Here is a 12212-nt window from a genome sequence, read left to right on the forward strand (position 1 = left end):
GCCGCCCAGTGCGGATCAACCCCTCAACGCTGGGTAACTTTACAGCCACGCCAAGTGATCGCAACCCGATACTCAGCAGTAGTCCAGGAACCGATCAAGCACCCGCACCCCAAACTGGAGCGAATCGACCGGCACCCTCTCGTCCACGCCATGGAACATCCCAGAGAAGTCCAGGTCAGCGGGGAGCTTGAGGGGCGCGAACCCGAATCCGCGAATTCCCAGGCGATTGAACGCCTTGAGGTCCGTACCGCCCGAGAGCATGTAGGGAACGGCCTTCGCGCCCGGATCCTCCTGTTCGAGCGCGTCCGCCATGGCCTTGACCAGGCGACCGTCGAACGAGGTCTCGACCGCGATGTCGTGATAGTCGAACTCGCGGGTGACGTTGGGCCCGAGGAGCTCGTCGATCTTCTCGAAGAACTCCTCCTCCAGACCGGGGAGGAACCGTCCGTCGACCCGGGCGGTGGCGGTCTGGGGAATGACGTTGGCCTTGTAGCCCGACTCCAGCATCGTGGGGTTGGTGGTGTTGCGAAGGGTGGCCCCGACCATCCGCGCGAGCGGCCCGAGCTTGGCGACGGCCGCCTCGGCGGTCTCCGCCTCGATCTCGATGTCGAAGGCCTCCTTGAAGAAGGACCTGACCGTCGGGGTGATGTGGATAGGCCACTCGTAGCGCCCCAGCCTCGCCAGGGCCTCGGAGAGCTCGGTGATGGCGTTCTCGCTGTTGAGCATCGACCCGTGGCCGGCCCTGCCGGTGGCGGTCAGCTTCATCCAGGCGATGCCCTTTTCGGCGGCCTCGATGAGGTAGAGACGCTTGTTCTCCGCGACGGTGACGCTGAACCCGCCGACTTCACCGATGGCCTCGGTGGCGCCGTCGAAGAGGTTGGGATGCTTGTCGACGAGCCACTGGGCGCCGTAGCTGCCGCCCGCCTCCTCGTCGGCGGTGAAGACGAGCAGGATGTCTCGTTTGGGCCGACGGCCTTCCCTGAGCCGCTGACGGATGGTGGCCAGGATCATGGCGTCCATGTCCTTCATGTCCACCGCACCCCGCCCCCAGACGCAGCCGTCGGCGATCTCGCCCGACAGGGGATGGTGACGCCAGTCTTCGGCGCGGAAGGGCACGACGTCGAGGTGACCGTGCAGGATCAACCCTTCACGAGAGGGGTCGGTCCCTTCGATCCTGGCTATGACATTCGCCCGCTTCTGGTCGCTTTCCAGGATCGTGGCCTGGACACCGACCTCCCCGAGCTTCTCCGCCACGTACTCCGCCGCCTCGCGTTCACCGGGACCGCGGTTGTCGCCCGCGTTCGTGGTGTCGATGCGGATGAGTTCCTGGCACAGGGTGACGACGTCGTTCTCGCCGGTGACGGCGGTCATGGCGTTCCTCCAGAGGGTGGTTCGGCTTGCGGCTCCCATCCTGCCGCTTGGATCTCGGGATGAACCACGGGGCGGGGAGTGCTAACCTTTAACAGCACCGACGCGGGATGATGTTCCGCGTGGGGAACCCGGTCCGGGTGGCGGAATAGGCAGACGCGCTAGCTTGAGGTGCTAGTGCCCAGTGATGGGCATGGGGGTTCAAGTCCCCCCTCGGACACGTACCGACAGACTATGAAGTCCTGGTTGCTCACTGCAGCAACCAGGACTTCGTTTTGTCCAAGGTTATCCGTGTCTGAGCTGGGTTCGAGGACGGCCTTGCGGCTCCGCTCTTCGAGCATCCAGCCAGCGATCAGCGTGCCTCAGCGGCTGCTTCCAGGCCTCTGCCAGAGATCCGCCGCCGCTCGCCATCCGCCCAGACAGGCGACTCACCCGCCATTGGTCAGCCGTCCTCACCATCGGCCGCGGCCGGTGACGTGCTCTGCGGACAATTCCATTCGCACGCGTAAAGGTGCGGGGCCCCGGGGTCACCGGACCCCCGCAGGGAATCGGCGTTATTGCAGAACGAAGCGGGGTGGAGTGTGAGACGGGTCGAAGATGAATGTGGTGGACACGATGAATTCCTTCTTCGGATCCTCCTTTTCGTCACCCTCGGCGGCGGGCAGTGATGTTCCCTTTTTCAGGTTCGTGCACGTGAAGGTAGCCGTCACGGTCATTTTCGCGCCACCGACCTTCTCGACCTTGCTGTAGTCGTAGGTCCAGATGGCGTCGCCTAACTTGCCGAGTTCGTGTTTCGCCTCGGCCTTTTCCGGCTTGGGGGTGCCGCGGTCGTAGGTGACCTCCACCTTGGAGATCTTGCATCCCGCCCTTGTGCCGATGTCAGAGGGGCTGAAGTAGATCGTCAGTACCTTGTCCTTCTGGCTGACGGTGGCGTTGAACAGCGAGCTGAGGCCGTAGATGAGGCATAGGCCGTCGTTCTTCGGCTGCTCTTTCGGCGCTTCCTTCTTGGGCTGCTCCTCGAAAGTGGCCAGTCGCTCCAGCGCGAGTTCGCAGCGTTGTTCCGGAATTACGTCCGCGTGCGCGGGAACGGCGGTCATGACGAGAAGACCGAGTAGCGGTAGAAGGAATAGGCGTATCCGCATGGGCATGCGTCCTTTCTCCGTGGTGCTGGAGATACTGAGAATGTTTCGCCCCAGCGCGCCTGGCGGATTGCTCCATTCCTCACATCTTTTGGCGACCGCATCCGGCCGTCACCGGTGCGGGTTCACCGTGTCCACGGCCGGAGTCACCACCGGAGAGCCCTCGGCCGGATGCGCGCGTGTCCGGCGAGTCGCAGCACCGGCCCGGACATCAGGTAGGCGCCCACCACGAGGCCGTACGCGAGATACATCCACTGGCCCGCGGTCAGCAGCTTGAACCCCGTGACGAACGGATGCCACAGCGCGCTGAACTCCGGCGTGTAGAAGCAGATCGGAGCCTCGTAGTGGCCGGCCCCGTCGGGCCAGCACACCTTGGGTACGTCGACGTCGCCGAACACCGCCCCGTTGAGCCCGACCCAGACCGACAGCCCGAGCGCCCCGACGGTGACGACGTCGGCCAGGGGCGAGGCATCCCGCCGGTAGCAGCGGACGGCCAGCGCGAACGCCGCGGGCACCGCCGCGAACAGCAGGTAACGCGGCCCCCAGAACGACGAGCCGCTCCACGACCAGTACATCGCGTAGACCAGCAGCAGGCCGATCACGAACGCCAGCCACAGGTCGTAGAGCTGCCGTCCGGGGCCCAGGTCGCGCAGGGATCGCCGGACCGGCAGGAAGAGGCCGGGGGCGAAGAAGAGCAGGCCCTTGCCGAAGGAGAAGATCAGCGACAGCAGGCCGAAGAAGATCGGATAGCTGAAGCCCGGCAGGCCCGAGTACGGCATGATCGTTTGGCGGCCCTGGTTGCCGTCCTCGTAGCCGGTCAGGAACGGGCTGCCCCGCCGCAGCCACGCCTCCGCCAGCACCAGCGTGACCGCCGCGCAGCCCGCCAGCGCCCAGCGCAGTCTCCGGACGTCCCAGATCCTTCTGGCGATCATCAAAGCCATGGCGGGCAGGGTGGCGGGGGTGCCGGCGACCCCGACGGCCACCGTGAGCCACCCCGGCCACGCCCTGCCGCCGACGAGTGCGACGGTCCCGACGAGCACGAGGATCGCGGTGAAGACCTCTCCGTTGTACGCCAGCTGGTGGTGGGCGAACATCGAGGCGAAGACCAGCAGCATGACGAACCGGCGTACGAGCGGCCTCGGCAGCCGGTCTCGCAGTGCGTACCAGACGAACGCCACGCCTCCCGTGAGCAGCAGGGTGTTGTAGCGCAACGTCCACCACTCCGGCGACCCGACGATCTTCCCGATCAGCCAGAGCGGGGCCGAGATCAGCGGCCCGATCAGCGAGTACTTGTCGTCGGGCACCGTCCCCCGGGTCAGCAGGTCGGTCAACTGGAAGTAGCGGATCGAGCCGTCACCCCAGTTCAGCCGGGGAAGCAGAAAGAGCATGCCAAGGAGGCCCGCGACGATCAGGCCTGTCTCGACCCTGGCGGTCAGGCGGTCGTCGTTCTCGGCGGGCGCGTGGACTTGTGGACGCTCTTCAACACTGATCCTCACGCTCAACGACCATGACCGGTGCCGCCCCAAGAGAGGGCCAAAGACACGGCATCAGCTCTCTGGCAGGAGTGTGCCGAGGGGGCCCAGGTCGAGGTTGAGGTCGGAGGGCGACAGACCGAAACGTTCGCAGACCTCGGTCATGGCCTCCTCCAGCTTCATCAGGGTCAGCCCGAGTGTCTCGATCTGGTCGTCCGTCAGGTCGCTCTGTTCCATCCGCCGCAGGGCCTGACGTTCCACCAGCTGCCGGACCAGTTCCACCAGCGTCAGCACCAGGCGAGACAGATCGCGTTCCATGGCCTCCGGGTCGGACTGGATCCGCATCCGGGTCGTCCGGACCGGTTCTGTCACGGCTCCCCCAGGTTCTCTCGTACGGACATGATCAACACGCGCAGTGAGATCCGGACCAGGTCGATGTCCGCGATGGACAGGACCAGGTCACCGCTCACCACCACGCCCCCCGCCAGCAGCCGGTCCAGCAGGTCGACCAGGGCCACCCGTTCGGACGGCAGCCGCCCCTGCTCGGCGAGGGCCGCTCCGCGTGGATTCTCAACCGTCACCGCGAACCTCCAAATCGGTGAAGGAGTAGGGCGCCCAGGGACCCGTGAGTTCCACGTCGACGCCCTCGCCCCGCAGTTCCTCGACCACGCGGGTGAACTCCTCACGACGGTCGCGCTCGACCAGGTAGGCGCCGTTGAGGATCATCGGCTCCTTGCGGCCCGACAGCTCGGGATCCTGGGCGCGATGCCGATGGCTCGCGACGGCGACCGACGACAGGGTGTCGTGCAGTTGTTCGGCGCGGGCGGCGGCCGAGCGCCAGGCCTCCTCGCGGCTGCGCAGCCCGGCCTGGCGCTTCTTGAGGTACGCCGTTCCCGGGCCGCCCGCCGATGGGGCCGCCGCGCCGGAATCCGCCGCCGCCAGATCGATGTAGGCCTTCACGCCCCACTCCCGCCGCCCGGCGATCTGGGCGAGCACGTCCAGGAAATCGTCGTGCCGCTCGCGGAGAAGCTTCCTGACCGACTCGTCGCCCCGGTAGACGGTCACCAGCCGGACCGGCGCGGTGGGCCGCTCCTCCGCCACCTCCTCCACGACGTTGTGGTGGGCCCCGGCGGTCTCCCCTAGCCACTCGAGGTTCTCCATCGAGCGCCGCAGCGGCTCGGCGCCGAACTCGTCCAGCGGGACGGTGCTCACATAGGCGACCAATCCCGCACACGGGATGGTCCGCACCGCGGTCCCGGCGACGCCCACCAAACCCTCCGGAGAAGCGGACGAGGTCTCGCCGGTGACCGCGTACAGGTACGTTCCGGTGTCACTCATGACCGTCTCCGATCGACCGGTTCTCCTCCAGGGCGTTCAAGCGGGCGCGGAGGCGGCGGTTCTCTTCCTGGAGGGCCTTGCTGTCGCCCGTCAGCCACGGGTCGTGTTCCCACCAGTCGATGCCCATCTCCTTGGCCGTGTCGACCGAGGCGATCACCAGGCGGAGTTTGATCGTGAGCAGTTCGATGTCGAGCAGGTTGACCTTGATGTCGCCGGCGATCACCACGCCCCTGTCGAGCACCCGCTCCAGGATGTCGCCGAGGTTGGCGGGCTCCCGGCGTGGCTGGGCCGGTGAGGACCCTGGGCGTACGGCCGGTGCGTATCGTGAGCCGTCCGTCATGTCGCTACCCCCCGCTGCCTCTCCGGTACCTCGCCTTTCTCCGGTACGACAGGAGGTTGCCCTCCCCATCGAGGTCGGCCTCGTAGAGCGCCAGGATGTCGCCCGACGACGGGATGCGGCGGTCCTCGACGACCTCGACGACCACCACCCAGCCGTCCTTCGCCGGTTCCACCAGCGTGACGCCCTCAGCGTCCTTCGAGGTCAGGCCGGAGATGTGCTTCACCCCTGCCTCGCCGGCGGTCACGGCCGTCAGGTCGCCCATGAGGTCACTCCTCTCCCGGCATCATCCGTTGCAGGACCTCGGTCATGGCCTCAGACGCCTCCTCCTCGGTGAGTTCGCCGGCCGCCTGGGCCGCCTCGATCTCCTCCAGTTCCCGTCTGGCCACCGTCGGGTCGGACATCTTGCGCTCGGCCTCGTCGCGGAGCAGTTCGCCCAGGCGGATCACTCCTCTGACCGGGGCGAGCGGCCAGGTGAACAGGCCCATCACTCGGCGTCCTGGTCTTGCGAGACGATGAAGTCGTAGGGCGCCATCGGGCCCATCAGGCGCAGTTCCACCTGGTCGGCCCACTTCCTGCCCAGGCTCTCGACGGCCTGCTCCAGTTCGTGCTGCCTGCTGTTCTCCACCAGTACGGCCAGGTGGACGGCGTCGAGCTCGTGGGACGGCGGGCGGACGGCGGCCATGACGCTGACGGGTTCGACCTCGTCCCACATCGCGGCGGTGTCGGCGTCTCGTTTGGCCTCGATCGACTGGTTGATGATCTCGCCCAGGCGGATGCGGTGGTCTCTGGAGGCGTCTTCGGGCAGGGCTCTGATGTCGTCGCGGAGCTGGGCCGCCTCCGGGTTCTCGGCCAGGATCTCGCCGAGCACCCTGTCCTCCACGAAGCGTCCCTTGATCACGTACTGGGCGCGGCCGTCCAGTTCGGAGAGGGCGGCGACGAATTCGTCGTGGAACGGGGCCAGGAACTCCTCGATCACGGCGTCGCGGTCGGCGAGCACGGCGCCGAAGCGGATCGGCAGCACGGGCACCTCGGCGGCGGTGGCGTTGAGGAGCTGTTCGTGGGCGCGCAGGTCCTGGGGCGTGCCCAGCGGACGGGTCATGCCGATGTCGCTGACCAGCGCGGCGATCTTGCCGTGCTTTATCGACAGGACCGGCGCGTCGGCCACGCCCTGGGCCTTCTCGTCGATCTCGATGTCCTCGGGTACGACTCCGTAGATGTAGGTCCCGGACTGGTCCATGTCAGCTCTCCTGCCTGCTCTGGCGGGGGACGGCGTGCTCGCGTCCGTCGGCGAAGTCGTTCAGCTTGTCGCCGGCGGCCTCCAGCGAGCTGCGGTCCTTGACCTGCTCGACCTGTTCGACCTGGGGCGGCTCCGGTGCGGCGCCGCCGCCCATCGCGCCCGCCACGACGTCCGGCAGGCCGGGCTTTGACTTGGTGAGGTCGAGCCGGTTGGTCGCCTCGGCGAAGCGCAGATACGTGTCCACGCTGGCGATGACGATCCGGGCGTCGATGCTGAGGATCTCGATGCCGATCAGCGAGACGCTGACGTAGGCGTCGATGACGAGGCCCTTGTCGAGGATCGTGTCGATGACGTCGGCCAGGCTGCCTCCCCCGGATGAGCGGTTCTGCACTCCGCCTCCCGGGCGGCTTCCCACAGGCTGCACCGTCATGAGTTACCTCTCCTTGGTGGCCGGTCGGCCGATGCGGCGTACCGGCCGTTCGACGTTGGCTTCCGGCCGTTCTCGAGTGACGACGGGCTTTTCGGGGCCAGGGGAGGGCGCGGCGCGCTCGGCGAGGGCCTCCAGGAGGTTCCGCAGTTCCTGAAGGAGCCGTTCGAGCGGCGGTACCGCTGCGGCTTCCCCAGGGACCGGCGCCTTCGGTGTGGCCATCGCGCTCATCCCTTTCCCGAACAGGCCCTCCCTCCCCACGAACCGGATGAGTAACCACATATCCGTACACAAGGAACAAGTTTGACGACCGCTATACCCGGCGCAGTGCTTCCATGGCGTTTTTCTCAATGCGGGAGAGATTATGGAGAATGGCGCCGGCCTGCGTGAGCGACCCCTCGGCGATCGAATCGGAAACGCCGGTCCACAGGGCCGCAGCCTCGGCATACAGCGTGTGGGCGGCGCGGAGTTGAGGGTTGTCGACGAGCTGGACGCATTCATCGAGGAAGTCGCGGTAAAGGGCGCGGAACAGAGCGCCGCCGGTGCCGCCCTTTTCCATGAGAAGGGCGATCTGCGAAAGGCTGTCGGGGCGCAGCCGCCATTGTGGAACCCGTTTCGCGGCTTTCTCTATGCCGCGATGACCGAGGTTCGCGATAGGGGCGGCGAGAAAGGCCTCGGCGCATTCTCGGATGGCGGGAATGAGCTCGTCCTGCCAGCTCGGTGAGCGCTCCGGCCGGGTGATGGTGAACGACCGGTTCCGCGCGGTCATCGGGCCGCGTTCGGCGCGGGCCGCGGCCAGGCTTTCCCTGCTGGTGCGGACCGCGCCGCCCTGCTGGTCGGTGTCGATCAGGTGGACGTCGTTCTCGTCGTAGCCGCGCATGGCGACGACGTGGCCGCCGAAGTGCACCTTGGTGCGGAAGTACTCCAGGTGGTAGCAGTCGAGCTGGAGGCCGACCGGCCGACCGGCGTCGATCGGGGTGACCACGTTCTGCCAGGCCCTGCGCGGGGAGGCGGTCTCCTCGACCCGCAGAGTCAGGCCGAGTCTGGCGGTCAGGTTCCTGGTGAGCTCGAACGGTTTGACGCGGCCACCCAGAAAGGGAAACTCCATCGCCTTGCTGTCCCAGTAGATGAAGGACAGTCCCGAGCCGAGTCCGAAGAGCATGGGCTCGGACAGATCGAGTCCTTCATGCCGCAACAACACCCCCAAAGTCGTCGTCTCACAGTGGTGCATGGTCATCCGTCGCTTTCTCTACGGGAAATGGTCGGGAGTAGCGTGAGGCCTCACACAGGGAGAGAGTCCAACAGGAGGCGGGATGGCGTGGGCAGCCCGGGTGGTCGCCTTCCTCGTCGCCGTCGTCTCTCCGGTGCTCGCCGTCGCGGCCCTGCTCATCACCGCCTGGCTGCCGGGCGAATGGCGGCCGCCGGGGATGTTCTCGCCGCTGACGGTCGCCGCACTGACCTTTCCCGCCGTCGGCGCGTTCCTGATCGCCTACAACCCCCGGCTCAGGCTGGCGTGGCTGATGTCCGCGGGCGGGCTCGGGGGCGCCGTCTACAGCTTCTGCCAGGCGGGGATGCTGGCGGCCGCATCCCGTGGGGATCAGGGGATGGCGGAGTTCCTGCGGTTCCCCGCCCACATCGGCTGGGCGGTGTGCTCGTTCACGCTGGAGATCCTGCTCCCGCTCTACTCGCCTGACGGCAGGCTGCCGTCCAGGCGCTGGCGGGTGCTGGTCGTGCTGGGCGGGGTGTTCATCGGGGCCGAGGCCGTGCGCCAGTTCGTGCGGCCTGATCCGCCGGCCGAGGGCTATGTGCTGCCCGCCGTCATCCACAATCCGCTGGCGATCCCGGCGCTGGCGCCCTACGACGACCTGATCTCCCTGGTCGCCTGGACGGGGATCATGGTCACGATCCCGCTGGCGGCGGTGTCTCTGCTGGTGCGGTTCCGCCGGGCCGATCCGGTGGGCCGGCGGCAGATCGGCTGGCCGCTGGTGGCCTTCGCCGCCTACATCCTGTTCATGCTCGCGGGCATCGTCTCGATGGAGCTCTACTGGGTGTCGGTCATCTGGGCGGGGGTCATCCCCGTCGCGTTGCTGTTCTCGGTGATGCGCTATCGGCTGTACGACATCGACACCATCATCAGCCGGGCCTTCGTCGCCGCCGGGCTGCTGGCTGTGGTCGGCGGGGTCTACTTCGGCGTGGGCGCGCTGTCGAGCCTGATCGTCTCCGGGTTCGGGCAGGTCGCGGGGCTCGCGGCCGCCCTGTTCACGGGCGCGTTCTTCCAGCCGCTGCGGCGGATGCTGCAGCGGGCCATCGACCGCCTGCTCTACGGCCCCGTCGGCGACCCCCGGGTGCTCGCCGAGCGACTGGTCCACGAGATGCGCCAAGGAGATCCGGCGCAGGCGCTGGCGTCGGTGATCGGGGTGCTGCGCGAGGGCCTGGCCGTCCAGGGGATCATGGTGGAGGTCATCGACGGCGAACCGGCCCAGCAGGTCAGCGGCCAGGTCGGCGACTCCCCGCGCGAGGTGCCGCTGATCTGGCACGGCGAGCAGGTCGGGCGGCTGCTCGTCGGCCCGCCCAACCCGCGCCGCTTCCCCGCGGCCCACGACGAGCGGGTGCTGGCCACCCTGGTCCCCTACGCGGCCGACGTGGCGCACGCCCTGCGGCTGACCGCCGATCTACAACGCTCCCGGGAGCGCATCCTGACCGCGCAGGAGGAGGAACGGCGACGGCTGCGCCGCGACCTGCACGACGGCCTGGGCCAGACGATCAGCAGCATGGCCATGAGCATCAACATGGCCCGTCTCACCCTGACGAACTCCCCGGAGGAGGCCGACGGGCTGCTGCGCGACCTGCATTCCGGCATGGACGCGGTCACGGGCGACATCCAGGAGCTCGTGTACGGCCTGCGTCCACCCGCTCTGGACGATCTGGGCCTCGCCGCCGCCATCGAAGCACTGGCCGTGCCCGGCACCGAGGTGCGCGTCGACGGAGAGCTGGCGGACCTGCCGGCCGCCGTCGAGGTGGCCGCCTACCGGATCGCGCAGGAGGCGCTGACCAACGTCCGGCGGCATGCGCACGCCACTCACGTCCGGGTCGAGCTGCGCCGGGAGGCCGAGTCGCTGCGCTTGGTGATCGCCGACGACGGGGTGGGGCTGCCGCGAGATCGCCGGGCGGGCGTCGGGCTGGCGTCGATGCGCGAACGCACGGCCGAGCTGGGCGGGCGCTGCCGCATCACCGGCGGGCCCGGTGAGGGGACCACAGTGGAGGTGGTGCTCCCGGTTCCGGCGACCGATGCGCTCAGTAGATGAAAGCTAACGCTATGCGCGTTTGTTACAGCGCGCCCTGGCCATCACCCTGCGGAACGCCCTTCGGTCCTACGACTGACGCAGACCGGCCCGATACGCCCCCGGCGACACCCCGAACGCCGTGCGGAACGTCCGGTTGAAGTGCGCGTCGTTGTGGAAGCCCCAGCGCGCCCCAATGGCCCGGACCGCCTGCGCGTCATATCGGGAGTCGGCCAGGTCCCGGCGCGCCCGCGCCAGCCGCCGCTCGCGGATCCACGCCGCCGCTGACAGCCCCTGGCGCTCGAACAGCCGCTGAAGGTGCCGCAGCGACATGTGGTGGGCGTGGGCGACCGTGATGGGAGAAAGGGTCGCCTCGTGCAGGTGGTCTTCGATGAACGCCTGCACCTGGATCAGGGGGATCGGGCCGGGTGGGGTGATCCCGGCGCGGCCGGCGAGCAGGGCGGTGACCAGTTCCAGGAGGCTCGACGCCAGCCGGGGCCGGGCGTTCTGGTCGGCGAGGTGCAGCAGCAGGTTGGCGAGCAGGCTGCCGACGCCGGGGATCCGGGTGGACAGCAGGTGTTCGACGGTGCCGGCGGGCAGCGGGAGCGCCTGGTGCGGGAACTGGACGACGATGCCGTCGGCCTGTCCGGGGGCGATGCCCGACCAGGCGTGGAAGGGGCGCGAGGTGTCGTACAGAACGAAGTCACCAGGCCCCAGCGAGCACTGGCGGCCGTTCTGGTCCAGGCCCGACCGGCCGGTCACGGTGTAGTTGAGCTGGTAGAACTCGGGGTCCGACTGACGGATCCGCCGGACGGTCCGCCGGGCGTCGAACGAGGCGGAACGCACCCGGGAGACCTGGATGAGCCCCAGGTCGACGGCGGTCATCTCGGCCCAGAAGTCGGCCGCGTGCTCGCTGGCGGCGTCGACCGACACCACCGATTGGCCGACGGCCTCCCACCAAAAGTCGAAGCGTTCGCCGGCCGGTAAGTGGTTGAGCCGGATCACGGTGGTCTGCACGTTTTGGACGATATGTCAGACCCTGAACATCCGCTGAAGGTTTCTCAGTTGACCGGGTAGACGCTCTCGGCCGCCAGGCAGGGGTTGGTTCCGGGAGCCGCGTTGAAGATCGCTTCAGCGGCCCGCCCGGCGAAGTCGCGGAAGGCCTCACGCTGGTCTTCCGGAAGGCCGCCGAGCACGTGTTCCTCGGCGTCGGCCATGCGTTCCTCGCCCTCGGCCTGGACTTTTCGGCCCTCCTCCGTGGCCACGATTTTCCGGGCGCGGCGGTCGCGGGGGTCGAGTTGGCGCTCGATCAGACCGGCCTTCTCGAGGTCGTCGATGACATAGGTGAGGACGGTCCGGTCGACCGCGAGCCGGGTCGCGAGGGCGCCTTGGGTCGGGACGTCTTCGTGCACCACCACGGAGAGCAGGTGGAACCCCCGGCTGCCGTGGGGAAGGTCTTGGAAGACCTCCTCGGCGAACTCCTGCCAGCGGCGCAGGACCATGCTGATGGACCAGCCGAAGTTGGCGGCATGCCGGGGAGCCATGCGATCCACCCTAACCTGGCCATTGCTGTTACCGTTGGGCCCGATCTCGCGCGCTCCGCGGAGGCG

Annotated in this window: 16 protein-coding genes and 1 tRNA gene; 2 read left to right on the forward strand and 15 right to left on the reverse strand. The window is 68.1% G+C overall.

What is annotated here, in order from left to right:
* Positions 1–72 precede the first annotated feature (72 nt).
* Positions 73–1371 carry a M20/M25/M40 family metallo-hydrolase gene (locus tag AW272_RS18770; RefSeq protein ID WP_066366677.1) on the reverse strand — a complete coding sequence of 433 codons (1299 nt, stop codon included), beginning with the start codon at positions 1369–1371 and terminating at the stop codon, positions 73–75.
* Positions 1372–1502: 131 nt separating this feature from the next.
* On the opposite strand from AW272_RS18770, the gene AW272_RS18775 reads away from it, so the two are divergent.
* Positions 1503–1588 (forward strand) — tRNA-Leu (locus AW272_RS18775).
* 334 nt (positions 1589–1922) lie between these two features.
* Here AW272_RS18775 and AW272_RS18780 read toward each other — a convergent pair.
* From AW272_RS18780 to AW272_RS18835, 12 genes are all read right to left on the reverse strand, one after another.
* Positions 1923–2465 (reverse strand): hypothetical protein, encoded by a 543-nt coding sequence (locus AW272_RS18780; protein WP_066366679.1) that lies wholly within the window; start codon positions 2463–2465, stop codon positions 1923–1925.
* Positions 2466–2653: 188 nt separating this feature from the next.
* Positions 2654–4003, reverse strand: a complete 1350-nt coding sequence (locus AW272_RS18785; protein ID WP_066366681.1) for a hypothetical protein — start codon at positions 4001–4003, stop codon at positions 2654–2656.
* 51 nt (positions 4004–4054) lie between these two features.
* Complete coding sequence (locus tag AW272_RS18790; protein ID WP_066366684.1) at positions 4055–4351, reverse strand: gas vesicle protein K; 297 nt, start codon at positions 4349–4351, stop codon at positions 4055–4057.
* The gene (locus tag AW272_RS18795) at positions 4348–4560 is read right to left on the reverse strand and encodes a gas vesicle protein (RefSeq protein WP_066366686.1); all 213 of its coding nucleotides are present in this window, start codon (positions 4558–4560) and stop codon (positions 4348–4350) included. Before AW272_RS18795 ends, AW272_RS18790 begins: the two co-directional genes overlap by 4 nt.
* The gene (locus tag AW272_RS18800; protein WP_066366687.1) at positions 4550–5317 is read right to left on the reverse strand and encodes a GvpL/GvpF family gas vesicle protein; all 768 of its coding nucleotides are present in this window, start codon (positions 5315–5317) and stop codon (positions 4550–4552) included. The genes AW272_RS18795 and AW272_RS18800 overlap by 11 nt, the downstream gene beginning before the upstream one ends.
* A complete protein-coding gene (locus AW272_RS18805) occupies positions 5310–5657 on the reverse strand; it encodes a gas vesicle protein (protein ID WP_066366689.1) in 348 nt (115 codons plus the stop codon). Before AW272_RS18805 ends, AW272_RS18800 begins: the two co-directional genes overlap by 8 nt.
* Before the next feature lie 4 nt (positions 5658–5661).
* The gene (gvpO, locus tag AW272_RS18810) at positions 5662–5919 is read right to left on the reverse strand and encodes a gas vesicle protein GvpO (protein WP_066366690.1); all 258 of its coding nucleotides are present in this window, start codon (positions 5917–5919) and stop codon (positions 5662–5664) included.
* 4 nt (positions 5920–5923) lie between these two features.
* Entirely contained in the window at positions 5924–6142 is a 219-nt protein-coding gene (locus AW272_RS18815) for a gas vesicle protein GvpG (RefSeq protein WP_066366693.1), read from the reverse strand.
* Positions 6142–6894: a GvpL/GvpF family gas vesicle protein gene (locus tag AW272_RS18820; RefSeq protein WP_066366695.1), complete on the reverse strand. Its 753-nt coding sequence runs from the start codon at positions 6892–6894 to the stop codon at positions 6142–6144. The genes AW272_RS18815 and AW272_RS18820 overlap by 1 nt, the downstream gene beginning before the upstream one ends.
* 1 nt (position 6895) lies before the next feature.
* Positions 6896–7324 carry a gas vesicle protein GvpJ gene (gvpJ, locus tag AW272_RS46315; protein ID WP_066366698.1) on the reverse strand — a complete coding sequence of 143 codons (429 nt, stop codon included), beginning with the start codon at positions 7322–7324 and terminating at the stop codon, positions 6896–6898.
* 3 nt (positions 7325–7327) lie between these two features.
* Entirely contained in the window at positions 7328–7543 is a 216-nt protein-coding gene (locus AW272_RS18830; protein WP_157518630.1) for a hypothetical protein, read from the reverse strand.
* Between the two features lie 91 nt (positions 7544–7634).
* Positions 7635–8558, reverse strand: a complete 924-nt coding sequence (locus AW272_RS18835; protein ID WP_066366702.1) for a BtrH N-terminal domain-containing protein — start codon at positions 8556–8558, stop codon at positions 7635–7637.
* A 76-nt stretch (positions 8559–8634) separates the two neighbouring features.
* Here AW272_RS18835 and AW272_RS18840 point away from each other — a divergent pair, with 76 nt between their 5' ends.
* Positions 8635–10626, forward strand: a complete 1992-nt coding sequence (locus AW272_RS18840) for a sensor histidine kinase (protein ID WP_066366709.1) — start codon at positions 8635–8637, stop codon at positions 10624–10626.
* Positions 10627–10692: 66 nt separating this feature from the next.
* Here AW272_RS18840 and AW272_RS18845 read toward each other — a convergent pair whose 3' ends face one another.
* Together AW272_RS18845 and AW272_RS18850 are read right to left on the reverse strand one after the other, a co-directional pair.
* Positions 10693–11619: an AraC-like ligand-binding domain-containing protein gene (locus AW272_RS18845; RefSeq protein ID WP_066366710.1), complete on the reverse strand. Its 927-nt coding sequence runs from the start codon at positions 11617–11619 to the stop codon at positions 10693–10695.
* A 44-nt stretch (positions 11620–11663) separates the two neighbouring features.
* Positions 11664–12146: a MarR family winged helix-turn-helix transcriptional regulator gene (locus AW272_RS18850; RefSeq protein ID WP_066366712.1), complete on the reverse strand. Its 483-nt coding sequence runs from the start codon at positions 12144–12146 to the stop codon at positions 11664–11666.
* Between the last annotated feature and the right edge of the window lie 66 nt (positions 12147–12212).

Source organism: Herbidospora mongoliensis, assembly GCF_001570545.1.
GTDB classification, from domain to species: Bacteria; Actinomycetota; Actinomycetes; order Streptosporangiales; family Streptosporangiaceae; genus Herbidospora; species Herbidospora mongoliensis.